This window comes from Desulfoprunum benzoelyticum, assembly GCF_014201505.1.
GTDB lineage: Bacteria > Desulfobacterota > Desulfobulbia > Desulfobulbales > Desulfocapsaceae > Desulfoprunum > Desulfoprunum benzoelyticum.
On sequence record NZ_JACHEO010000022.1, the window covers coordinates 15,483 to 39,193 of the forward strand.

Annotated in this window: 17 protein-coding genes; 2 read left to right on the forward strand and 15 right to left on the reverse strand. The window is 63.8% G+C overall.

What is annotated here, in order from left to right:
* Positions 1–77 precede the first annotated feature (77 nt).
* Positions 78–1,832, forward strand: a complete 1,755-nt coding sequence (locus HNQ81_RS14720) for an adenine deaminase C-terminal domain-containing protein (RefSeq protein ID WP_183352071.1) — start codon at positions 78–80, stop codon at positions 1,830–1,832.
* Positions 1,833–1,853: 21 nt separating this feature from the next.
* Here the strand turns inward: HNQ81_RS14720 and HNQ81_RS14725 are convergent, their stop codons facing one another.
* The 15 genes from HNQ81_RS14725 to HNQ81_RS14795 all read right to left on the reverse strand — a co-directional run bounded on the left by HNQ81_RS14725 (position 1,854) and on the right by HNQ81_RS14795 (position 23,454).
* Positions 1,854–3,179, reverse strand: coding sequence for a DUF6178 family protein (locus HNQ81_RS14725; protein WP_183352072.1), 1,326 nt, complete (start codon positions 3,177–3,179; stop codon positions 1,854–1,856).
* Between the two features lie 107 nt (positions 3,180–3,286).
* Positions 3,287–5,716: a CoB-CoM heterodisulfide reductase HdrA2 gene (hdrA2, locus tag HNQ81_RS14730; protein WP_183352073.1), complete on the reverse strand. Its 2,430-nt coding sequence runs from the start codon at positions 5,714–5,716 to the stop codon at positions 3,287–3,289.
* A 21-nt stretch (positions 5,717–5,737) separates the two neighbouring features.
* Positions 5,738–7,336 (reverse strand): hydrogenase iron-sulfur subunit, encoded by a 1,599-nt coding sequence (locus HNQ81_RS14735; protein WP_183352074.1) that lies wholly within the window; start codon positions 7,334–7,336, stop codon positions 5,738–5,740.
* Positions 7,337–7,349: 13 nt separating this feature from the next.
* Entirely contained in the window at positions 7,350–10,739 is a 3,390-nt protein-coding gene (locus HNQ81_RS14740; RefSeq protein WP_183352075.1) for an FAD-dependent oxidoreductase, read from the reverse strand.
* The gene (locus HNQ81_RS14745) at positions 10,736–11,344 is read right to left on the reverse strand and encodes a 2-oxoacid:acceptor oxidoreductase family protein (protein WP_183352076.1); all 609 of its coding nucleotides are present in this window, start codon (positions 11,342–11,344) and stop codon (positions 10,736–10,738) included. The genes HNQ81_RS14740 and HNQ81_RS14745 overlap by 4 nt, the downstream gene beginning before the upstream one ends.
* 27 nt (positions 11,345–11,371) lie before the next feature.
* Positions 11,372–12,220, reverse strand: a complete 849-nt coding sequence (locus HNQ81_RS14750; protein ID WP_183352077.1) for a 2-oxoacid:ferredoxin oxidoreductase subunit beta — start codon at positions 12,218–12,220, stop codon at positions 11,372–11,374.
* Positions 12,217–13,368, reverse strand: a complete 1,152-nt coding sequence (locus HNQ81_RS14755; RefSeq protein ID WP_183352078.1) for a 2-oxoacid:acceptor oxidoreductase subunit alpha — start codon at positions 13,366–13,368, stop codon at positions 12,217–12,219. The genes HNQ81_RS14750 and HNQ81_RS14755 overlap by 4 nt, the downstream gene beginning before the upstream one ends.
* 69 nt (positions 13,369–13,437) lie before the next feature.
* Positions 13,438–13,695 (reverse strand): 4Fe-4S dicluster domain-containing protein, encoded by a 258-nt coding sequence (locus HNQ81_RS14760; RefSeq protein ID WP_183352079.1) that lies wholly within the window; start codon positions 13,693–13,695, stop codon positions 13,438–13,440.
* A 371-nt stretch (positions 13,696–14,066) separates the two neighbouring features.
* Entirely contained in the window at positions 14,067–14,852 is a 786-nt protein-coding gene (locus HNQ81_RS14765) for an ATP-binding protein (RefSeq protein WP_183352080.1), read from the reverse strand.
* A 167-nt stretch (positions 14,853–15,019) separates the two neighbouring features.
* Positions 15,020–16,288, reverse strand: coding sequence for an MFS transporter (locus HNQ81_RS14770; protein ID WP_221270886.1), 1,269 nt, complete (start codon positions 16,286–16,288; stop codon positions 15,020–15,022).
* A 39-nt stretch (positions 16,289–16,327) separates the two neighbouring features.
* Positions 16,328–19,402, reverse strand: coding sequence for an efflux RND transporter permease subunit (locus HNQ81_RS14775; RefSeq protein WP_183352081.1), 3,075 nt, complete (start codon positions 19,400–19,402; stop codon positions 16,328–16,330).
* Complete coding sequence (locus HNQ81_RS14780) at positions 19,399–20,649, reverse strand: efflux RND transporter periplasmic adaptor subunit (protein WP_183352082.1); 1,251 nt, start codon at positions 20,647–20,649, stop codon at positions 19,399–19,401. Before HNQ81_RS14780 ends, HNQ81_RS14775 begins: the two co-directional genes overlap by 4 nt.
* Complete coding sequence (locus HNQ81_RS14785; protein ID WP_183352083.1) at positions 20,646–22,088, reverse strand: efflux transporter outer membrane subunit; 1,443 nt, start codon at positions 22,086–22,088, stop codon at positions 20,646–20,648. Before HNQ81_RS14785 ends, HNQ81_RS14780 begins: the two co-directional genes overlap by 4 nt.
* A 170-nt stretch (positions 22,089–22,258) precedes the next feature.
* Positions 22,259–22,768 (reverse strand): DNA-deoxyinosine glycosylase, encoded by a 510-nt coding sequence (locus HNQ81_RS14790; protein WP_183352084.1) that lies wholly within the window; start codon positions 22,766–22,768, stop codon positions 22,259–22,261.
* The gene (locus HNQ81_RS14795; protein WP_183352085.1) at positions 22,765–23,454 is read right to left on the reverse strand and encodes an HAD hydrolase-like protein; all 690 of its coding nucleotides are present in this window, start codon (positions 23,452–23,454) and stop codon (positions 22,765–22,767) included. Before HNQ81_RS14795 ends, HNQ81_RS14790 begins: the two co-directional genes overlap by 4 nt.
* Here HNQ81_RS14795 and HNQ81_RS14800 point away from each other — a divergent pair.
* Positions 23,453–23,707, forward strand: a complete 255-nt coding sequence (locus HNQ81_RS14800; RefSeq protein WP_183352086.1) for a hypothetical protein — start codon at positions 23,453–23,455, stop codon at positions 23,705–23,707. The genes HNQ81_RS14795 and HNQ81_RS14800 overlap by 2 nt on opposite strands.
* The last annotated feature ends 4 nt before the right edge of the window (positions 23,708–23,711 follow it).

A 23,711-nucleotide genomic window follows, 5' to 3' on the forward strand; every position in this document is an offset into this window, starting at 1 on the left:
TCTGTCAGGACGCCTGATTTTCAAAGGCAGCCGTAAAATGCACGTACTCATCATCAACTGTTGTCAGGTGAAACCAAATGTTCCCATATAATGCCGACAATCGTAGCCTTGTTGAAACTGCTCTCGGTAACAGGAAAGCTGATCTTGTTATCAGGAATGGAGAATTGGTTGATGTCTATACAGGGCGCGTTCTTCCCAAATATTCCGTAGCCGTGAGCGGCAGCTGGATCACCTATGTCGGTCCGGATGCTGATTATGCGATCGGAGAAAATACCCGCGTCATTGATGCCGAAGGGCGCATTGTTTCACCCGGCTTTATCGATGGCCACACCCATATTGCAAATTTTTTTGATATTGCCGATTTTCTCAAATACGCAATTCCGGGCGGTACAACAACATACATAACCGAGGTTGAAAGTTACTGCTTCGGCCTCGGTGTGCAGGGATTGAACATTTTTCTGGATCAGATAAAGGACCGGCCGGTCAAATTGCGCTGCACGGTCCCGGCAATGGTTTCAACGAGTCCTGCCTCCGGTCACTTCGCCATACAACCTGATGAGATGCGGGAATTGCTGAAAAACGAGAACGTGCTGGGTATGGGAGAATCGTACTGGCAGAACGCGATTCTCACGCCGGATAACCGTATACTCGAACTGATGCAGGAGACCGTCAGGGCCGGTAAATCGGTGCAGGGGCATGCTGCCGGAGCCGCAGGTAAAAAACTTGGCGCCTACGCCTGCGCCGGTGCCGTATCCTGTCATGAATCCGTGTCTCCTGAGGATATCGTGCACAGGCTTGAAATGGGGTTTTGGACATTTCTCCGTCATGGCTATATCAGGCAAGATGTGGGGAACTTGAAGCCACTTATCGGAAAAATGGATTTCAGAAGATGTATATTGTGCACAGACGGCATCGATCCCGAGCTCCTGTTGAGACACGGTTATTTTAACAATGTAATCCAGTATGCAATCAGTCTCGGCGTCCCTCCTGTCGAGGCAATCCGGATGTCTTCCCTGAACTGTGCCGAGCTCTATCACATGGATCATCTGATCGGAGGAATTGCCCCTGGCAGATATGCGGATATCCTTGTTCTGCCGTCACTGAATGAAATCAGGCCGGAGATGGTGATTTCCAACGGCAGCGTAATTTTCGAAAATGACAAAGTAACTGCCGAACTCAGGCGGATTCCTTACGATACAAAAATATTTACCACAGTGAATGTCCCGTTGACGAGACCGGAGGATTTCGCCGTTCCTGCCGCCGGTTGTTCGATTCCGGGTCAGGTGAGAACGATCGATATCCAGGCCAACGGGCTTGTGGCGAAAGAGGGCCTGGCGGAAGTTCCTGTTGCGGACGGGATGATTGCGGCTGATCCTGAAAATGACCTGCTGAAGCTGGTATTCATCGACCGGGCCACGGGCAGAGCCGATATGTTCATCGGTTTTGTGCGGGGGATTGGCATGAAGTCCGGGGCGGTCGCGACGACACAGGCCTGGGATGCGTCTGCAATCATCGCCGCGGGAGCGAGCGACGAGGACATTGCCCTGGCTGTGAACACTGTCATCCAACATCAGGGTGGGGCGGTGATCACCGCCGGGGGCGCGATTGCGGTAGACATCCCGTTCCCTGTCGCCGGCTATACCTCCACTGCTCCTGTGGAGGACATACATGCAGCGATGATCGATTTCCAGAGAAAGATGGAAGAACTCGGATCAACGCTGCGATCGGCGCATCTCACTCTTGTAACACTCACGTCTGCCGCAATACCGTTTATCCGTATTACCGAAAAAGGTTACTTCCGTTTTCGCGAGAATGATTACGTTGGAATATGAGCCCATTGCCGGAGATCATGATTATCGACAGATTCGGGCAACAAGATTCTGCAGACGGACATGGGCTGCAGCGATATCGGCGAGACAGGCAAAGGCCTTGACCGCTTCAGCGTGGGCCGGATTGAAACCGCTGCATAAAGGGTGACGACCGAGCAGCGCGGTGACGAAGGCGCGCTCCAGCCGATCGCCCGGCTCGTCCGACCGGTGTGTCTCGGCCAGATCATACCAGGCCCGAAACCGGGGCGAATCCAGAGACTGCCGCGCCTCCTGCTGAAGTCCCAGGGTCGCGCCAAAACCATGCCGGAACAGATCGGTTATGCTCCAGACTTCCAGCAGATCGGCCGCCTTGGCTGCTGCGCCGTCCGGCAGACCGGTTCCCCCGTGGACCAAAAGCGATTCCATCCCCAGGGAAATGGTGTCCCGCACCCGCTCGGCAATATCCGTTATCTGTTGCATATCTCGAGCATTCTCTCCATAGGCAATAATCGCGCTGTTGATGGCCCAGACGATTTCCTGTTCCAGACCTGACAACCGTTCCTTGTCGGTAATCAGGGACAGGGCCTGCTGCAACAGGGAGGTTGCGACCAAAGGGCCGGCATACACGGACGGCAGCCGGGAGATGGTGTTGTCCGTCGGTTTGAGCGGACGCGGCAAGGGCTGACGAGTGGCCGGCCGGGAGAAGAGGACAGCGGCCTCTTCTGGTGGCGCAAAGCCGATATCCTCCATGCGGCCGTTGCGGAAGCGCAAGGCCTCCTCTTCGATCTGGGTCGGCAGATCCACGCGGGAAGCGCTCAGCAGTTGATGGGACGCAGCAGGATCGTATTGGTACAGGGCGTCCAGCAACGAAAAAGGATGGGTCTTCTGCGCCACCTCATTCTTGACGTCGAGGACAAAAAAGCCGTCCGGGGTCGCGGCACGGGGCGTGTCTTTCTCTGTGTCCTCTTCGGGAACCTGATCGGTATCAGGATCATACACCGTGACGGTCTGGGCCAGATACAGGAGCTGCACGACATAGTCGAGGGAGAAAAAAGCCCTGGCCAGGGCTTCGGGACCGGCCAGCGCAAAGGCCGTCAGCCATTCATCAAGATTGTCGACGGCAAAGTCGTAACGATTCCAGCAATCCAGATCGATGCAGGCCTCCAGTTGTTGCTGATTCAACTCGAGGAGGATGGGCACGGCCTGATCCAGACCGATCTCTCTGACGATGTAATAGGCCTCCAGAGGTTCGAGGGCAGCGACTTCATCGGCCAGGTCGGCGGCAGCCAGAATCCGCTCGCCCCGGCGGGACAGGGAACGGATCAGATCGGCGCGGAACGGAGTCAATTCAACGATCGTGTTATCGGTCATGTTTTTCACATCAGATAGAACTGATTCAACTGATCAACGCCATGAAGCGTTCAGGGGGCAGAAGACTCTTCCGCACCCCTGATTTTTCTCTCCCCAGTGTCGATACCCTATATATTCCGCAGCAGCTCGATCGTCTCTTCGATCTCCGCACCGGTAACCGTGCGGCGGATCGTCTCCATCTCCGTCATCTTGCCGGCGAAGCGAATACCCTCGGCGGCGCTGATCCATTCCAGCTGCAGCCGTTCGGGGCGAATGCCCATCTTGCTCATCTTCTTGCGGATGCGGTTGATCCGCTTTTCGGTCCAGTGGTTGGCGTCGATATAGTGGCAGTCGCCGATGTGGCAGCCGCTGACCAGCACCACCGGCGCGCCCTTGCGGAAGCCGTTCCAGACGAATTTCTCATCGACCCGGCCCGAGCACATGACCCGCACCAGGTGGACGTTGGCCGGGTACTGCAGGCGTGACACCCCGGCGTAGTCGGCGCCGGCGTAGGAACACCAGTTGCAGGCAAAGACCAGGATCTTCGACTCCGGCGCCGTCTGCAGCATCGCATCGACCTGGCCCATGATCTGCCGGTCGGTGTAGTGGTTCATGGTGATCGCATCGAAGCTGCACTCGGCGGCGCAGGTCCCGCAGCCGGCACAGGCCGCCGAGTTGACCGCCGCCGGCTGCCTGCTCTTCTTGTCGACGGTGATGGCGTTATACGGGCAGACCTGGGCGCAGATGCCGCAGGACGTACACTTGTCGGCGCTGACCTCGGCGGTGATCGGCTCGGTGGTGATCTCGCCCCGGTGCATCAGCCGGATGGCCCGCACCGCCGCCGCCGAGGCCTGGGTGACGCTCTCCTTGATGTCCTTGGGGCCCTCGGCGCAGCCGGCATAGAAGACGCCGCGGGTGGCGGCGTCCACCGGCTGGAGCTTGGGATGGGCCTCGAGGTAGAAACCGTCGGGCGTCAGCTGCAGCCCCATCATCTCCTGGAGGCGCTGGGTCGACGGCGCCGGCTGCATCCCCTGGGCCAGCACCAGCATATCGAGGTCATGGAACTCCAGGTTGCCGTTGGCGCTGTTTTCCACCGCCACGCGCAGCCCCCTGGCGGCCGTTTCTTCCACCGAACCGGGCAGGCCGCGGATGAACTGCACTCCCAGCCGGCGGCTGCGGGCGTACAGCTCCTCGAAGCCTTTGCCGAAGGCCCGGATATCGATGTAGAACACCTTGACTTCCATCTCCGGGTAGTGCTCCTTCAGCACCAGGGTCGATTTGATCGTGTTCATGCAGCAGGTGTTCGAGCAGTAGCTGCCGCCCTTGCGGGCGGAGCGGGAACCGACGCACTGGACAAAGCCGACCGACCGGGGATGCCGCCGGTCGGTCGGCCGCACCAGTTCGCCCTGCGATGGGCCGCCGGCATTGACCAGGCGCTCGAACTCGAGGCTGGTCAGGACGTTTTCGAACCGGGTGTAGCCGTACTCGTCGAGCTCGGTCGGGTCGTAGGGTTTGAGGCCGGTGGCGACGATGATGGTGCCGACGCGTTCGACGAGCTCTTCATCCGACATGTGGAAGTTGATGCACTGCTTGTCGCAGACGTCGACGCACTTGGAGCAGACGGCGGGGTTGTGGCCCAGGCACTCCTTGATATTGATCAGGTACGAGGAGGGGACGGCCTGTGGGAACGGGCTGTAGATCGCCCGGCGCGAGGCCAGTCCGATATTGAACTCGTCGGGGCGCACCACCGGGCAGACCTTGGAACATTCGCCGCAGGAGGTGCAGGCGGCCTCATCGACATATTTGGCCCGCTTGATGATCTTGACGTCAAAATTGCCGACATAGCCTTTGACATCGACGACTTCACTCAAGGTCAACAGCTTGATCCGGGGATGCCGACCGGCATCCGTCATTTTCGGACCGAGTATTCAGATCGAGCAGTCCATGGTCGGAAAGGTCTTGTCGAGCTGGGCCATGACGCCGCCGATCGAAGGTTGCTTCTCGACCAGCGTCACGTAGTAGCCGCTGTCGGCCAGATCGAGGGCCGCCTGGATGCCGGCGATGCCGCCGCCGATGACCAGTGTCCGCTTGGTCAGGGGCAGGGTGTCCCCGGTCAGCGGCTGCAGGTGCCGCACCCGGGCGATGGCCATGTCGACCAGGGTCTCGGCCTTGCGGGTGGCATTGTCGACATCCTTCATGTGGACCCAGCTGCACTGCTCGCGCAGGTTGGCCATCTCCATCATGTAGGGATTGAGGCCGACCGATTGCACCATCTGCTTGAAGGTCGGTTCGTGCAGCCGCGGTGAACAGGAGGCGATCACGACCCGATCGAGGCGGTTGTCGAGGATGTCCTGCTTGATCTGGTGCTGCCCCGGCTCCGAACAGGCATAGGGGATGTCCTTGGACAGGACGACGCCGTCGGCGTCGGCCGCAGTCGCGGCAACCTGCGGACAGTTCACCGACTGGGCGATGTTCAGGCCGCAGTGGCAGACGTAGACGCCGATGCGGGGCTCGCTGCCGTCGCCGCCGGGTTTCTGGGTGACACTCTGTGTTGTCATGTACTTTTCTCCGCTCTTCTTCTATTTCCAGCGTATGGTTTTGGCTATGACGCTGGTCAAATCAAGCATTTCCATCTGCAGCTCGTCGCCGCGGAAGGGGTCCTGCATCGCACACCGCAGATGGATCTGGCATTTCGGGCACGCGGTGACCAGCAGCTCGGCCCCGGTTTCCCGGGCCTGTTGCAGCCGTTTGACCTGCATCGCCTTCGAATACGCGTCACAGCCCATCCAGGCGGTATTGCCGCAGCACATCGCTGCACTGCCCGACTCGCGCATTTCCGTAAAGCCGGTCGGCTGCAGCCGGTTCAGCAGCTGCCGCGGCAGTTCGGCCCGGTCTTCGAGGCGGCAGAGACGGCAGGAGTCCTGGAAGGTCACGGCCTGGTCCAGGGCGGCGAACTCCACCGCCCCGCGATCGATCTCCCGCTCGAGGAAGTCGTAGAGATGGAGAACCTCGAAATTGAGTTCCAGGCCCTGATCGGGATAGGTGGTCTTGAAGGTCATGTAACACTCCGGGCAGGTCGTGATCATGGTGGTGATCCCAAGCGAGTTGAGCCGCTCGACATTGAGGCGGGCGACCTGGCCGAAATGCTTCTGCTCGCCGGACCACAGCAGGTCGTGGCCGCAGCAGCGCTCGTCGGTCAAGAGGCGGGGCGACACGTCGAAGAAGTTGAGCAGGCGGATGCCGTCGAACAGGATTTTCTCCGTCTGCACATCGAGGTGCTTGCCGAAGAAGATGTCGAAATACGGGGCACAGCCGCCGTAGAACAGCACCGGCGATCGCTGGTCGATCTGCAGGTCTTGCGGCAGGTTGCGCCAGCGGTTCGGGACCATCTCGGATGAGGCCATCGAGCGCATCAGCGAATGGAGAAAACCGCCGTGGGCCTCATCGCCCTGGATCGACTGTTGCCGGTAAAGGTGGCGCAGGTCCTTGATGAAGGCGGGAAAGTTCACCGCCGACGGGCAGCGCTGATAACAGAGGCCGCAGGTCAGGCAGGACCAGACATTCTCCTGCACCCCCGATTGGTACAGATCGTGGTTGATCACGGCGGTGGCGATGCCGCGGGCGGAAAACGGTTTGCCGACCAGGGCCAGCGGACAGGCGGACGAACATTTGCCGCAGTCCTGGCAGGCGTGGATATCATAAGTGGCAATCAGCCGGGCGACTTCGTCGCGGGGCAGGGTTGCCGGGTCGTCGGCGGCCGGAGCGGTCGCCAGCGAGGTAATCGTCGTCGGTCCCATCTTCCTGATGTCATCTGAAAAGACGTGCAGGAAGGTCAGCAGCCCGTCGGCCTGATCGGGCAGGAAGGTGGCGGCGCGCAGCCGCTCCTGGCCGATGCCCATCAGGTCGAGGATCTTGCCGGTGTCATGGGCGTTGCGGGCGGCGGTCCGGGTGCCCGTGCCGTAGCGGCAGGTCCCCGGCGCGCAGCCCACCAGGGCGACGCCGTCGGCGCCCATGGCAAAGGCCTTGATCAAGAGCGAGCGATCGACCCTGCCGGTGCAGGGAACGCGCAGCATCAGAACTTCCTCGGGAATGTCCCGTTTGTCATCCTGCAGGCTGAGAAAGGCCGCGTGCGGCCCCCAGTTGCAGAGAAAGAGCATGATTTTGGTCGGACGGGTCATTGGCGTTGCACTCTTATTGGGCGGCATCATTCTGGAGTATTTCCTCAAGGGCCTGGGCGAGATATTCCGTGTTGCGGAACGGGCTGTCGGCCGCTCCCGTCGGGCAGACGGAGATGCAGTTGCCGCAGCCCTTGCAGATGGCTTCATCAACCCGGGCCTGCCAGCCGCCGGCCTGGTTGCCGGCAAAGGTGACGGCATGGTACGGGCAGACTTCGGCACAGCGGCCGCAGCCCCGGCAGCGCCCCGCGGCGATCGTCACGGTAAAGCCCTTGCTCTGGCGGGGGCCTCGGGGCAGGGCGGCGGCGGCCATGATCGCCGCCGCGGCCCCTTTTTTCAGGCTGGAGACGTTGATCCCCGAGGGCTCGGCGAGAAAAAGCCCGGGAACGGCGGTGGCGCAGGGGGAGGTGAAGGGAATGTCGGTAACGCCCTGCTGCTGGAGGACCGGTTCGATATACTTGTCCGGCAGGCCCTCCTGGTAGCTGTAGGGAATGCGCCGCCGGGCCCGTTCGCCCATGATTACCGTGCCGGCCCGGATGACCTGGCGCTCATCGCCGGATTGAACCAGGATCTGGAAATCGCCGACGGTGCCGCGCAGCCCGGTCACCGTCCAGCCGGCGAAACGATGGATGTTGGTGTGCTCGAGCCCAGCGGTGGCGGCCTGATCTCCGGGGTCGAAATGGAAGACATCGTGGTCCATGGCGGCCAGGTGGCCGGCGCTGGTGACGGTTGCCTGGGAGTTGCCGATGACCGCGGCGGCAAAATTGTAGTTGCGGTCGACGGCCGGCAGCGGCCTGAGGTTCTTGACCCGTTCGATCGAGCGGTGCAGCAGTCCCCTGAAACGCTGCATGGCCAGCGACGGGTTGGTCGCCACCAGGCGCAGGATCTCGCCGCGCAGGTTGCAGGTCTCCACCATCGAACGGCTGATGCCGGTGCCATGGAACAGGCTGTCCTTCAGCCGGCTGCGCTGGTCGGTGCAGGCGCTGCAGACGAAGTTGAGCGGACAGCAGACGCAGGAGGCGAGGACGATTCGGGTCAGCCCTTTTTCCCTGGCGGTCCTGATGATGGTTTCGACGCCGTCGCTGATGCAGGCCGCGGCCACGGTTTCGACATGGACAATCGTCGGATCCTGCGCCTGCCGTTTCTGCAGGTAGGCGGACATGCCGTCGAGCCAGCCCAGCGAGTCGTTGCAGCGGCAGGCGAAGACGCCGATGCGGATCTCGGCGGCGAGGCCGGCGTCCGGCATCGAGAAGGCGGTGGCGTGGCCCTTGGTGCGCTGATTGGTGCCGCCGAGCAGGAGCATGGCCTTGGCGGCGGCGTCGATGCCGCGCACGATCATGTCGTTGACATCGGTGCGGGCGGCCTTGGGACCGTAGGCCCGGATGATGTCCTCGCCGCGGATGGCTGGGGCCATGGTGGGATCGGCGATGACGACGACCCCGCCCTGTTCGACGACCTCGGCAGCACCGTGCTGATGCCGGATGGCGCCGACGGCGCCGCAGGCCTCCAGGCATTGCAGGCATTCGGAACAGACGCCGCACTGGAGACAGCGGCGCGCCTCGGCAACGGCCTGCTGCTCGGACAGGCCCAGCGCGACTTCCTGGAAATTGCCGACCCGCTCCGCCGGTTGCCGTTCCGGCATCTCCCGCCGCTTCTGGCGCGGGGTATTTTGGGAGATCGGGGTGAAGTCGCGGTCGACTGGTCGGGTCGCAGTGGCGGTTACGCTCTCGCCGGACAGATCGCCGTGGATCGTCGTTGCCGCCTGTACCCCGGAGGCCATGGCGTGGACAACGGTCGAGGGGCCGGTGACCGCATCGCCGGCGGCGTACAGCCCGGGCAGGGTGGTCCGCTGCCGCTCGTCGACCGCGATACAGCCCCGCGCCGATACCGCAAACGGGGTGGTGCTGCCGGCGCCGAAGCTGCCGACCTGGCCGACGGCGACAAAGGCGGAATCAAAGTCCATCGTCCACGGGGCCACCGTCTCATCGACCACCGGCCAGGCGATGCCCTGGGGATCCGGAGGGCCGGGTCGGGTCGCCCGGCATTCCAGGGAAGTGAGACGACCGTCCACGCCGTGAAAGGCCGTGACCTGGGTCCGGTCCCTGATGGTAATGCCCTCTTCCAGTGCCTCGCGGATCTCGTCCCTGTCGGCCGGGATCTCCTCCTCGCTGAACCAGGACAGCATGGTCACCTTGGCGCCGAGCCGGGTCAGGGTCCGCGCCAGGTCGAAGGCCGAGTTGCCGTCGCCGATGACCGCGACTTTCCGGTTCAGGTCGCTGATGTCCTGATGCCGGCGGCGGGTCAGAAAGGAAAGGCAGCCCTCGACGCCGTCCAGGTCCTCGCCGGGGACGCCGAGCTTGCGGTCGGTCCAGCTGCCGACGGTCACCAGGACGGCGTCATGGCCGGCCTGCAGTTCGGCGATTCTCGCGGCAAGATCGATATCCTGCCCGCAGGCAAAGGTTACGCCCATCTGTTCTATCGCCTGCAGTTCCCGCTCGAGCACCGCTTCCGGCAGGCGGTGGGCGCCGATGCCGTAGCGCAGCAGGCCGCCGGGCTGTTCCCGGCGTTCGAACACGGTGACCCGGTAGCCTTTTTTCGCGAGCTCGGCGCCAGCGGCGATCCCGGCGGGGCCGGAGCCGATCACGGCGACCTTCTCTGTACGGGGGGCAATGGTCTCGCCATCCTTGCGGTCGACGATCGCCTGCCCACCGTCCCGGCCCTGTTTTTCAAGATAATCGGCGAGGAAGCGCTTGATGGCGCGGATCGACACCGCCTCGTCGAGTTCGCCGCGGCGGCAGCTGTCCTCGCAGGGGTGGGTGCAGATCCGGCCGCAGATGGCGGGCAGCACGTTCTTGTCGCGGATCAGCTCCAGGGCCTGGTCGTATCGGCCCTGCGCCGCCAGGGCCACATAGCCCTGGGCATTGACGCCCAAGGGGCAGGCGGCCTGGCACAGCGGTTGCCGGCGTTTGTCGATGACCGGGCGGCCGGGCAGACTGTGGCGGGAATGGAAGGTGATGGCCTTGGCGCTCTCACCGTTCACCGGACAGACCTCGACACATTTGCCGCAGAGCGTGCAGCGGCCGGCGTCGACGTAGGTCTGGTCCTTGACCACCCGGACACTGAACCCCTGGGGCGTATGCTTGATGGTCGCCACCGTGGCCGGCAGCAGAGTACGGATGCGGCTGTTGCGCAGGATCCGGATCAGGCCGGGACGGTGGGCGAAGTTGAAGGTCAACCCGGACGGCAGGCGATACGGTTCGGCGGACAGCTTGACATGAAGGTCGGGGGCCGGATCGACCAGGGTGACAGGGACACCCAGTTCCCCCAGCTTGTTGGTGGCGGCGATGCCCTCCGGGGTCGCCCCGAGGACAATGACCCGCTGCAGTCGTTCTTTTTCTCGTGTCATGATGCGATGGCTCCTGTCTTGCCGGCGGCGCGCTTTTCCTTGCCCTTGAGCGTGGAAACCCCGTAATCGTAACCCTTGTTGAAGGCGTTGGTGTTCTTCTCCTCCGTTCCCTTCGGTACCGACTGGAGGACCATGTCCTGGGCCGCCTGTTTCGACACCGCCCCGGTGATGGCGGTGAAAAAACCGATCATGATGATGTTGGCCATCATCTTGTTGCCCAGGCCCTCCGCCATCCGGGTGGCGGAGATGGCATAGTGGGGGCAGGGGGCGGCGGTCTTCGGTACCAGGTCCTGGTCGGTGAGCAGGATCGCATCCGCCGTCAGCAGGTCGGTGAACTTGTCATAGCCGGCCTGGGACATGGCCACCAGGATGTGCGGGGTCTTGACGTAGGGGTAGTGAATGGGACGGTCGGAGATGATGACCTGGGCGTTGCAGGCGCCGCCGCGGGACTCGGGACCGTAGGCCTGGGTCAGGGTCGACTCCCTGTTGTCGCCGAGCGACGCGGCCATGCCGATGATGCGGCCGGCCAGGATGATGCCCTGGCCGCCAAAGCCGGTGATGATGATTTCCTGCTGCGTGGCAACGGTACTGTCGGTTGTGTTCATGATTTTGTTCCTCTCCGGACCTGTCGGTCAGTCCTCGTTGCGGCGGCAGGTGGCGTCATACAGCTCGTCGCAGGTGTCTCGATCCCTGTCGATGAACGTTCCGAGGATGACGCCGCGGCCAAAATCGATGTCCGCCCGGGCCGGGTCGGCGCCGTTGCGGATGATGGTCTTCTCCCGGTACAACCTGAGGGTATCCAGGGATTTCTGCTTGTTGCGGCGGCCGTAGTTGACGGGACAGGGGGCCAGCACCTCGATGAAGGAAAAGCCCTTCTTGAGCAGGGCCTCGTTGATGGCGTTGGTCAGGTCGCGGACATGGAGGATGGTCCAGCGGGCGACATACGAGGCGCCGGCGGCATAGGCCATCAGCGGCAGGTTGAACGGGGCGTCGGGGTTGCCGAACGGGGTCGTGGTCGTCTTGGCCTTACTCGGGGTGGTGGCGGCGACCTGGCCGCCGGTCATGCCGTAGATCAGGTTGTTGACGCAGATGACCGTCATGTCCATGTTGCGCCGGGCGGCGTGGATGAAGTGGTTGCCGCCGATGGCGAACAGGTCGCCGTCGCCGCTGAAGACGATGACGTTGAGGTCCGGCCTGGCCATCTTGATGCCGCTGGCAAAGGGGATGGCGCGGCCGTGGGTGGTGTGGAAAGAGTCGATCTTGATGTAGCCCGCGGCCCGGCCGGAGCAGCCGATGCCGGAGACCATGGTGAACTGGTTGTAGGGGATGCCGGTGGCCTTGATCGCCGTGAGGCAGGAGGAGAAGGCTGTGCCGGTGCCGCAGCCCGGGCACCAGATGTGGGGGATGCGGTCGGTGCGGATCAGGTCGTCGAGGGGATGGGCGCCCTGGTGGTCGATACCGGGCTGAGTATTGGCGCTCATGGCTGGAAGACCTCCTGGATCAGGGAGACCACCTTGTCGGGGTGGATGATTTTGCCGCCGGCGTCGCCGACCAGGTAGGTGGCGGCCTGGCCATGGGCGCAGCGCTCGACCTCGTAATGGACCTGGCCGAGGTTGATCTCGACGGTGATCAGCCCCTTGACGCGGGCGGCGATCGCGTGGATCCGCTCTTCCGGAAAGGGCCAGACGGTGATCAGTCGGAACAGCCCGACCTTGTAGCCGAGCCGGCGGGCCTCGTCGACGGCGGTCAGCCCGGTGCGCACCGAGATGCCGTAGGAAACGATGACGATGTCGGCATCCTCCATCCGGTATTCCTCGGTGCGGATGATATCGTCGAGGTTGTTGCGGATCTTGCCCTTGAGCCGGGTCATCATCTCTTCCTGGGCCTCCGGGGTCATGACCGGGTAGCCGCGCTCGTCGTGGGTCAGGCCGGTGACATGGACGTTGTAGCCCTCGCCGATGGCGGGCATCGGCGCAACCCCGTCGGGCCCGGGCTGATAGAGGCGGAAGCGGTCTTTTCGGCCCTTGGGTCTGGGGCGGGAGACCAGGGTGATCTCCCTGGCGTCGGGGATGACGACCTTTTCGCTCATGTGGCCGACAATCTCATCGGCCATTACCAGCACCGGCACCCGGTACTTCTCGCTGAGGTTGAAGGCGAGGATCGTGTGATAGAAGCAGTCCTGCGGCGACGACGGGGCGATGGCGATCAGCTCGTAGTCGCCGTGCGAGCCCCAGCGCGCCTGCATCATGTCGCCCTGGCCGGTCTGGGTGGGGAGCCCGGTGGAGGGGCCGGTGCGCTGGACGTTGACGATGACGCACGGGGTCTCGGTGCAGACACCGAGGCCGAGATTTTCCATCATCAGGCTGAAGCCGGGGCCGGAGGTGGCGGTCATGGTCTTGACCCCGGTCCAGGCGGCGCCGAGGATCGAGGCCATGGCGGCGATCTCGTCCTCCATCTGGATAAAGGTGCCGCCGACGTCGGGCAGCCGCTCGGCCATGTGTTCGGCCACCTCGGTCGCCGGGGTGATCGGATAGGCGCCGAAGAAACGGCAGCCGGCGGCGATCGCCCCCTCGGCACAGGCGACGTCGCCTGTAATATAATGGTTACCGGTTCGTACGGCTGGTTTCATAGTCAACCTTCAGCTCAAGGTAAGGTAGTGGGGACACGAAGGAAAGTCGAAGCCCATCGCTCCTGCATCTCAGGGGGCCTCCACCGAGTAGATGGCAAATTCCGGGCAGATAATCTCGCAGTAATGGCAGTTGACGCAGTCGTCCGGCCTGCTGGTCTGCGGCGGGTGATACCCTTTTTTGTTAAAGCGGTCGGAGAAGGCGAGCATGTGCGTCGGACAGAATTCGATGCAGTAGCCACAGCCTTTGCACCGGTCTTCGATAATCGTCACCAGTCCTTTGGTGATGTGGATCTCCTGGGTGTCCAGGGGCTGTCGCCAGAATGCCATAGCTGTTTCCTGAAAAAGTCGGGGTTGATCCTTGCGGTCGTCGCCGGGGGAGGTACGTGCGTGAGAGGCGTGGAAAATCAGGAGTTAACCCAGGAAGTGAAATAAAAGTCAAGCTGAATTTGACAGAAGTGACGAGAGAAACGAGACGGGGTGCGGTTTTTTGCGGGGGTGTCTTGGCGGATTATGTGCCTGGTGTGCTTTTTGTCGGTGGTCAGCAAGCGTGATCGTGTTTTTAGCGGTAGATCGGGAATACGATTCGTGTCTTCCGGGGGATGTGTGGAGGACAGTCCCGGCGATATTGACGCCCTCCTCTGTGGCAGGTGGTTTTCAGGGGGTGATGGGTGTCACTGTTTCCCTGTGTGCCGGATAGATTACATCTTTATATTCAGCGACAGCGGTTTGCGGTAGCTGGTGATGAAGCTGCAGGCGGCCGCGATCTGGGGCATGTCGGCAGTCAGTGGCTGCCCCTTCAGATTCTGGAGAAAGATCTCGTTGTTACGGGGGATGGCGGCAATGATCCGTTGTCGGTCGAGACCGGCGGTCATGGCCTCGAGCACTTCGCCGTCGACCTTGTTGAGGATGAAATAGGTCTGGACCCCTGCTCCTGCAGCGATCTGGCGGGCGCGTTCGGCCATCTGGATCGACTCGTAATTGGGATCGACAACACAGATCACCAGGTCGCAGTTCTTATCGACCTGGCGGCCAAAATGTTCCAACCCTGCTTCGGCGTCGATCAGGACGATTTCATCGGCCTTCTCCTGCAGACGTGCAAGCACCGCCTTGGAGATGCCGCCGATCATGCAGGCGCAGCCTTCGCCGAATTCCTTGATTTTGCCGACGACCAGCAGCTTGATGCCGTCTGCCTCGGCCAGACATTCTCCCGGCAGGTTGTCCAACGTCATGACCTGTTTGAAAAAATCATCCTCATGCTCATGGTCGGCGGCCTGCTTGAGCACCTCCCGCGTCCCTTTGCGCCCACCCATCGCATCCATCATGATCTCGGGTTGGTGCGCGCCCAGGAGCCGGTGCAGACAGAGGTTCGATTCATCGGCGTCGATCACCAGCACCTTTTTGCCGCTTTCTGCCAGTGCCCTGGCAAGAAGGATGGTGAGGGTGCTCTTGCCGCACCCGCCTTTGCCGCAGATCATGATTTTCATTTTGGGACTCCTGCTTCGGATGGTCTTGCAACAGTTGCAGATAAGAGTCTGCTGAACTGCTTCCGGTCAGCTGTAATTGACCATGACACAGGTGATATGCCAAGCAGGAAAGTGGCGGGGTGCATGCCGTCGCGACGAGGTTGAGGGAGATGCCGGGCGAGGTGCAGTCAAGCCCCGGCCTCGTCCTTTTCCACCCGGCCCAGCAGCCAGGCGCCGATGATGAACAGGACCAGGATGCTCAGCACCCCCCAGCGTGTGTCGCCGGTCAGCCGGCCGACGACACCCATCAGGAACGGTCCGGTGATCGCCGCGAATTTGCCGAAGACGTTGTAGAAGCCGAAAAATTCGGAACTGTTTTCGGCGGGGATGAGTTTGCCGAAGTAGCTCCGACTCAGGGCCTGGATCCCGCCCATCGATGAGGCCACCAGGAAGGCGAGGCCCCAGAAGGCCAGGGTTCGGAGTCCCATGTCGGCGATTGACGGGAGAAAAAAGGCGATCAGGGTGACGAGGGCGTAGACCGCGATCCCGGCCAGCAGCATCGTCCGGGCCGAAAAGCGCATCGCCAGCCGGCCGTAGAGCAGGGCGAAGGGAAAGGCGACGATCTGGATGAACAGCAGTACCACGATCAGCAGGGTGACCCTGAAACCGAGATCGCGGCCGTAGGCCATCGCCATCGTGATGATGGTGTCGACCCCGTCGATGTAGAAGAAATAGGACAGCAGGAACAGGAAGGCCCGGCGATGGCGGCGGATCTGCCGGAAGGTCGTGAACAGCCGGACGAAACTGTCGCCCAGCGGGGCGGCGGAGGCCGGCAGGTAATGGACCTGGCGGACATTTTTGAGCATCGGGATGGCGAAGGCGAGCCACCACAGGGCGACGACGATGAAACCGATCTTGGTCGCGACGGGCGGCAGGCCGTTCGCCATCCCAACCGTGAGCAGCAGCGCGATCACTGCCAGAAAGGGGATGACGCTGCCGATATAGCCCCAGGCGTAGCCGCGGGAGGAAATGGCGTCCATACGCTGATGGCTGGTGACATCGGTGATGAAGGCGTCATAGAAGATGTTGGCCCCGGCCCAGCCGACCCGGGCCATGACGAACAGGACAAGGCACAGCAGCCACTGGCCTTCCCGGACGATCGGCAGGGCCAGGGTAAAGCACAGGCCAATGCCGACAAAGACGAGAAAGAATAATTTCTTGCGACCGCGGTAGTCGGCCAGCGCCCCGAGGATCGGGGCGAGCAGAGCCAGGATCAGCGAGGCGGTCGAGTTGGCGAAGCCCCAGTTGGCGGTCGACGCCGCCGCCGGCAGGTGGCTGGCGGCATAATCCTTGAAGAATATCGGCATGATCGCCGTCACCATGACCAGGACGAAGGCCGAGTTGCCGACGTCGTACAGCACCCAGCTTCTCTCCTCGGCGGTCATCTTGATGGCCATTGCGGCAGATCTCCTGTACTGGTGACTTTTATCAGGACCTCACTCCGCGACGGGGTGAATTCTGCCCCTGCTCCACTGCTGCAACTCCTCCATGTACAGGTAGAACACCGGGGTGACATAGAGGGTCAGGGTCTGGGAGAACAGCAGGCCGCCGACGACCGCCAGGCCCAGGGGCTGGCGCGACTCGCCGCCGGCGCCGAAGCCGATCGCGATCGGGATGCCGGCCATCAGCGCCGACATCGTCGTCATCATGATCGGTCGGAAACGGATCAGGCAGGCGGCGAGGATTGCCTCCTCGGCGTTCTTGCCTTCTTTGGCGCGGGCCTCGATCGCGAAATCGATCATCATGATGCCGTTCTTCTTCACCAGGCCGACGAGCATGATGATGCCGACGAAGGCGTAGATCGTCAGTTCGGTGTCGAACAGCAGCAGCGTCACCAGGGCGCCGAAGCCGGCGAAGGGCAGGGCGGTGAGGATGGTCAGGGGATGGATGAAACTCTCGTAGAGGATGCCGAGGACGATGTAGATGACGACGATCGACAGCAGCAGCAGCCAGCCCATCGCCGCCTGCGACTCCTGGAACTGTTTGGCGCTGCCCTGGAAGGTCGACTGGATGCCGTCCGGCAGGGTGGCGGTCAGCGTCTCGAGGCTGCCGACCGCCTCGCCGAGCGAGACCCCGGGGCGGACGTTGAAGGACAGGGTCACCGCCGGCAGCTGGCCGGAGTGGTTGATCGACAGCGGCCCCAGCCCCGGCCGCATCGTGACGACCGAGGTCAGCGGCACCAGGGCGCCCTGGTCGGAGCGGACATGGATGCTCGCCAGATCGTCGGCATCGTCCTGGTACTGCGGCTGGATCTCCATGATGACGTCGTACTGGTCGTTGGGGGCGTAGATCGTCGAGACCGAGCGGTCGCCGTAGAAATTGTAGAGACTGCTCTCGATCCGCCGCGGCGAGACCCCGAGGAGCAGGGCCCGGTCGCGGTCGATTTCTATCTGCAGCTCGGAGTTCTTCAGCTGCAGGTCGCTCGAGACATCGGTCAGGCCCGGCAGCTGCCGCATCCGCTGCTCCAGTTCCTCCCCGGTCCGGTAGAGCTGGTTCGTGTCGGTGCCCTGCAGTGTCAGCTGGTAGAGGCTGCGGGCGCGGCGGCCGCCGATGTTGATCGGCGGCGGGTTGACCAGCATGGCGCGGATGCCGGGCACGGCATTGAGCTGCGGCCGCAGGTCGGCGATGACCTCGTCGACGCTCAGCTCCCGTTCCGCCCGCGGCTTGAGGGTTACCATCATCGTGCCGTTGTCGTCGACACTCATCATGAACCGTTCGACGTTGGGGTCGCGGCGGACGATCTCGGCCAGCTCCTGCATGTGCGTCACCAGCGACTCCCAGGAGATGTCCTGCGCCGTCTGGGTCGAGATACTGATGAAATCGCGGTCCTCCGACGGGATGAAGCCCTTCGGCACGACCCGGAACAGCTGGATCGTGGCGACAAGGATGGCGAGCGACAGCACCATCGTCGCCAGGCGATGGCGGAGAACGAAGCGGAGGCTGCGGTCATAGATCGCCAGCGATCCCAGGTACATCCGCTCGGTGGTTTGGTAGAAGCGGCCATGGCGCACCTGCTGCTGCTCGCGGAGGAAGCGGCTGCCGAGCATCGGCGTCAGGGTCAGGCTGATGATGCAGCTGACGACGACAGCGACGGCGATGGTCACCGAGAACTCGCGGAACAGGCGACCGAGGATGCCGCCGAGGAACAGCAGCGGGATGAAGATCGCGGCGAGCGATACGGTCATCGACACGATCGTGAAGCCGACCTCCCGGGCCCCGTCGAGCGCCGCCTGCATCCGGTTCTTGCCCATCTCGAGGTGGCGGACGATGTTCTCGAGCATGACGATGGCGTCGTCGACGACGAAGCCGACCGACAGGGTCAGGGCCATCAGCGAGATGTTGTCGAGCGAGTAGTCGAGCAGGTACATGACCGCAAAGGTGCCGAAGATCGACATCGGCAGCGACAGGCTGGGGATGATCGTCGACGACAGGTTGCGGATGAAGAGGAATATCACCAGCACCACCAGGATCAGCGTGAGGAGGAGGGTGAACTGGACGTCGTCGACCGAGGCCTTGATCGACTTGCTGGCATCGCGCAGCAGGGTCATCCGCACCGCCTCCGGCAGGTTGGCGCGGAAGGCCGGGAACAGGTCCTTGACCCGTTCGGCGACCTGAAGGGTGTTGCTGCCCGGCTGTTTCTGGATCGCGAGGAAGATGGCGTTGGCCCGGTCGGCGGCGGTGTACATCCAGGCCCCGTCTTTGTCGTTGGCGACGCCGTCGAGAACTGTCGCCACCTGCTCCAGCCGGATTGCCCGGCCATCGCGCACCGCCACGACGATCCGGCGGTACTGGCCGGCGGCGTCGAGCTGGCCGTCGGCCTTGAGGGTCAGCGTCCGCTGCGGCCCGCTCAGCTGGCCCATCGGGATGTTGACGTTCTGGGCGTTGATCTCCGCCGCCACCTGGTCGGCATCGAGATCGAAGGCCTGCAGCGCCTTGGGGTCGAGCTGGACCCGAACCGCGTATTTCTTGGTGCCGCGGATCGATACCTGGGATATCCCACTCAGCATCGAGATCCGCTCGCTCATCGTCTGGGCGTACTGGTCGAGGACCGACATCGGCACCGACGGGCTGGTCAGGGCGATGAACATGATCGGGATCGCCGCCGGGTTGATCTTGCGGAACGACGGCGGCGACGGCATGTCGTCGGGCAGGCGGGAGACGGTGCGGGCGATGGCGGTCTGGATGTCCTGGGCGGCGGCGTCGATATCGCGCTCGAGCGAGAACTGGATAGTGATCTGGACCCGGCCGGTCGAACTGACGGAGTTCATCGAATCGATGCCGGCGATCGCCGAGAACTCCTTCTCGAGGATCGTCGCCACCGTCGAGGCCATGGTTTCCGGGCTGGCGCCGGGCAGCGAGGCGGTCACCAGAATAGTCGGAAAGTCGACGTTGGGCAGGTCGGCCACCGGCAGCAGGCGATAGCCGATCAGGCCGGAAAGCATGATGCTGACCATCACCAGCACCGTCATCACCGGCCGGCGGATGCAGAGATCGGAGAGCCCGCCGGTCATTGGCCACCGTCCTCGCCATTGGCGCCGGCGCCGCGGTGGCCTTCATTTCCGGTCCCGGTCCCGTTGCCGACGCCGGCCGGCCGGTCGCTGCGGTCTTCGATCCGGCCGCCGTCGACCAGCTGCAGGTGGCCGTCGGTCACGACCCGCTCGCCGGCCGCCAGGCCCTGGACGATCTCGGTCTCGCCGCCGTGCCGAACTCCGGTGACGACCTGGCGGTAAGCGACGGTGTGATCATCCCTGGCGACGAAGACATGGGCGCCGTCCTGGCCGATCTGCACCGCCTGGCTGGGCACGACCGGGACGCTGCGGCGGTGGCCGAGCTGCAGCGATACCGCCACCATCCGCCCCGGCCACAGCAACCGGTCGGTGTTGGCGAAGTCGGCCTTGAACCGGATCAAACCAGTGGCCGGGTCGATACTGTTGTCGATGAAGGTCAGGTCCCCGGTCGCGACGGCCTGGTCTGAGCCGGCCAGGGCGACCTCCACCGCCAGGCCGCCCTGGCCCATCGCCTGCTGCACCTCCGGCAACCGTTCGCCGGCGATATCGAAGGCGACGCTGACCGGCGCGATCCGGTTGATAATCACCAGCGGGGTATCGTCACCCGCCTTGACCAGGTTGCCGGCATCGGCCTGGATCTCACCGGCCAGGCCGGCGAAAGGCGCCGTCAGGGTGCAGTACTGGAGGTCGAGACGGGCGCTGTCGACCGCCGCGCGGTCGGCCAGGACCGCGGCCTTCAGGCTGGCGACCCGGGTGGCGGCCTGGTCGGCCTGGACCTGGGAAACAAAGCCCTTGCCGGCGGCAGGACGGTAGCGTTCCAGCTCTTTGACGGCGTTGTCGAGTTCGGCCTGGTCCTTGGCCAGCAGGGCCTCCTTCGCCTTGAGCTGGGCCTGATAGGGGCGGGAATCAATGGTGAACAGCAGCTCTCCCTGCCGCACCTCCCGGCCTTCGCGGAAGTGGATGGTGTGAAGGATGCCGCCCACCTGGGCCCTGATCGCGACCGAGGCCGAGGCCTCGACCCGGCCGGTGGCCGTGATGACGACCGGGATGTCCTGGGTGCGGCAGAGGGCGGTCGTGACCGCGGTGGCGGCCCGGCGATCGGCGCCGCCCCTGGCGTCCTTGTCCCGGTCGTTGCCGGAACAACCGGCAACCAGCAGCAGGAGAAGAACGAAGGTCAGGGCCGGCCGCGGCAGCATCCGGCGCCAGAACTGGAACGAAGGAGAGTATGGGTAATCTGGGCTTGCGGTCATGGAGATATCCCGGGGGCTGGGGGAGTCGGTTGGGTGGCTTCGGTGATGTGCCAGCCGCCGCCCAGGGCCTTGTAAAGGGCGATGACATTGGCGGCGAGTCGCTGGTCGCTGATGATCAGCTGCTCCTGGGCGGCATAGAGGGTGCGCCGGCTGGCGAGGACGTCGGTGAGGTCGGCCAGCCCGGCGGCGTAGAGACCCTCGTTGAAGGTCAGGGCCTGACTGCCGGTTTCAACCGCCGCGGCCAGCCGGGCACGGGTCTCCTGCTCGCGGGAGTAGCCGACGAGGGCATTTTCGGTCTCGAGCAGGGCGGCGAGCACGATCTTTTCGTAGGTGGCCTCGGTCTCTTCCAACTCCGCCTTGGTGATGGTCACGGCGGCCTGGAGCCGGCCGCGGTTGAACACCGGCAGGCTGAGCGAGGGGCCGATCGACCAGTACCGGCTGCCGGAACTGACGAGGTCGGACAGGCTCGAACTCTGCAGGCCGATGAGCCCGGAAAGCGAGAACCGGGGAAAGAGGTCGGCGGTGGCGACCCCGACCTCGGCGGTCGCCGCGGCTACAAGGCGTTCGGCCTGGCGGATATCGGGGCGGCGGCGGAGCAGATCGGAGGGGAGGCCGGGCGGCAGGTTGGACGGCAGGGTGAACGCCGGAGCGGCGCCTGCCAGGCGACGGGCCATCTCGGCCGGCTGCAGGTCGAGGAGCAGGGCGAGCTGGTTGCGGCCGGCGGTGATCTTCTGCTCCAGGGTCGGGATCTGGGCGGCGACGAGAGATTTCTGGGTCTGCGCCTGGGCGGAATCGAGATCGGAGGCCAGACCGAGCTGGCGGCGGCCGGTGACGACCGCCAGGGTCTTCTCCTGGGCCGCCAGGGTGTTGCGGGCGGTGGCCAGCAACCGTTCGCTGCCGCGCAGTTCGAAATAGGTGCGGGCCACCTCGGCCTCGAGCGAGACGAGGATGTCGCGGCGGTTCTCTTCCGAGGCGGCGAGAGTGGCGGTGGCGGCCTCGATCGATCGGCGCCGGCCGCCGAAGAGATCAAGTTCCCAGGCGGCGTCGAATCCGGCCTCGAACAGGTCGCGGCTGCCGCCGTCGCTGCCGGCGTTGCCGCTGCGGCGGGAGTGGGTCGCGCCGGCGCCGGCGTCAAGGGAAGGGGCGGTCGCTGCCGTTGTCTGCCGCAGTCGGGCCCGGGCGGCGGTGATCCGGCTGGTGGCGATGCGCAGGTCGTGGTTGGCGGCGATGGCGCGGTCAACGAGGCCGTTGAGGATGGGATCGGCAAACATGCCCCACCAGCGGCGAGAGTGGTGAAGGGCGGCAGAGGTCGCCGGCCGCCGGCCGTCAGACCAGTTGTCCGGCAGGTTGGCGGCCGGCGGCCGGTATTCGGGACCGACCGGGGCGCAGGCGACGAGCAGCAGGAGCCAGGCGGTGGAAAAGAACAAGACTGGCCGCATCAGAGATCGAAGAATCAAGGTCTTTGTCTGGATGAGTGGAGTGGAAAAATGGCTGGGGGCCGTGCCGGAAACATCGTCAAGGCGTTTCAGGCCTCAGTTGATAATACCTGTTACGGTGGGAATTCCAAATATTCCTCGTGGCCATGGGCTGATTTTTTTCTCGCCGGGCCTCAATGATCTCCCCCCGTCAGAGCGCTGCGCCATCTGGCCAGCTTGTCGGCATAGCTGCAGCCGGCGTTGGCCGGGCTGGTCGATGGCAGGCGGTGGAAGGTGAGAGGCTGCCGTTCCAGATCGAGGAACGGCAGGATGCGTCGCCGGAAGGTGGCCTCGGCGGTGGTGCCGTTGAAGCAGATCGTGGCGATGTGGCGGTGGGCGGCGAGGAAACGGGAGAAATCGTTGACCTGAACCGACACCGGCTCGATATCGCTGTCGAGGCTGGTGGGTCGCCGGCATTGGCCGATGACATCCCACAGGGCGATGCCGTGATCGGTCAAGAGCCGCAGCTTGTCGGGGTAGGGAAGGTCGGGGGCGGCGCCGAACACCTGTATGATGATCGGCCAGAAGGCGTTGCGGGGGTGGGCGTAGTACTGCTGGTGCTGCAGCGACGCCCGTCCGGGGATGCTGCCGAGGATCAGCAGGCGGGCATCGGCCGCAGCCACCGGCGGGAAGCCGGCGATCATTGGCGGGGAATCTCCGCCGTGCCGCCGTTCTCCTCCCGGCGCAGTCGGGCGATCAGGCCCGGCAGGGCCAGCGGCGCATGGACCAGGTGATGGGCGCCATGAGCGGTCAGCTCCTGTTCGCTGCCGAAACCGTAGGTCACGCCGACGCTGCCGATCCGGCAGGTCGCCGCCCCGATCATGTCGTGCTTGCGGTCGCCGACCATCAGGGTCTCGGCCGGCGCCAGTCGTTCCTGCTCGAGGATATGGCCGATCAGCTCACCCTTGTCGCAGAGGCTGCCGTCGAGCCGGGCGCCGTAGATGGCGGTGAAGAAGGGGGACAGTTCGAAGTGGTGAAGGATCTGGCGGGCGAAGACCTCGGCCTTGGAGGTGGCGAGAAACAGGCGGCAGTCCTGATCCTGCAGTCCGGCCAGGGCCTCGGGAATGTCGTCGTAGACCCGGTTCTCGAACTTGCCGATGCGGTCGAAACGGTCGCGGTATTGGCGCACCGCCTCGCGGGGCAGGTCGGGTGAGCCGTCCGGCAGCAGGACGGTGAAGCTCTCGAGCAGCGGCGGACCGATACAGAACAGCAGTTCGTCGGCCGGCGGCGCCGGTCGGCCGAGTTGCTGGAGGGCGTACTGGACGCAGCGGGTGATGCCGAGGCTGGAGTCGGTGAGGGTGCCGTCGAGGTCGAGAAGGATATTGCGCATGGCTGTCAGGTGGTTGGGGGATCGTATCGATTTGAATGGCGGCTGGTTCCGGCCGCAGGTGACGTTGCGCCGGTTGCGGCGAAACTGGTATCATAACCGATTCGAATCGATTGATAAAGGCGGGAAAGCCGGAACCGGTGTCGGCCGAAGCGAGGATTTGCCGAAGAAGGTGTTGACGGTCGCTTCCTGCCTCTGGCATGATGAGATAGCACCGGTTCGCCCAGGGCCGGACAATGTTTTTCCCTCAGGATAAATGG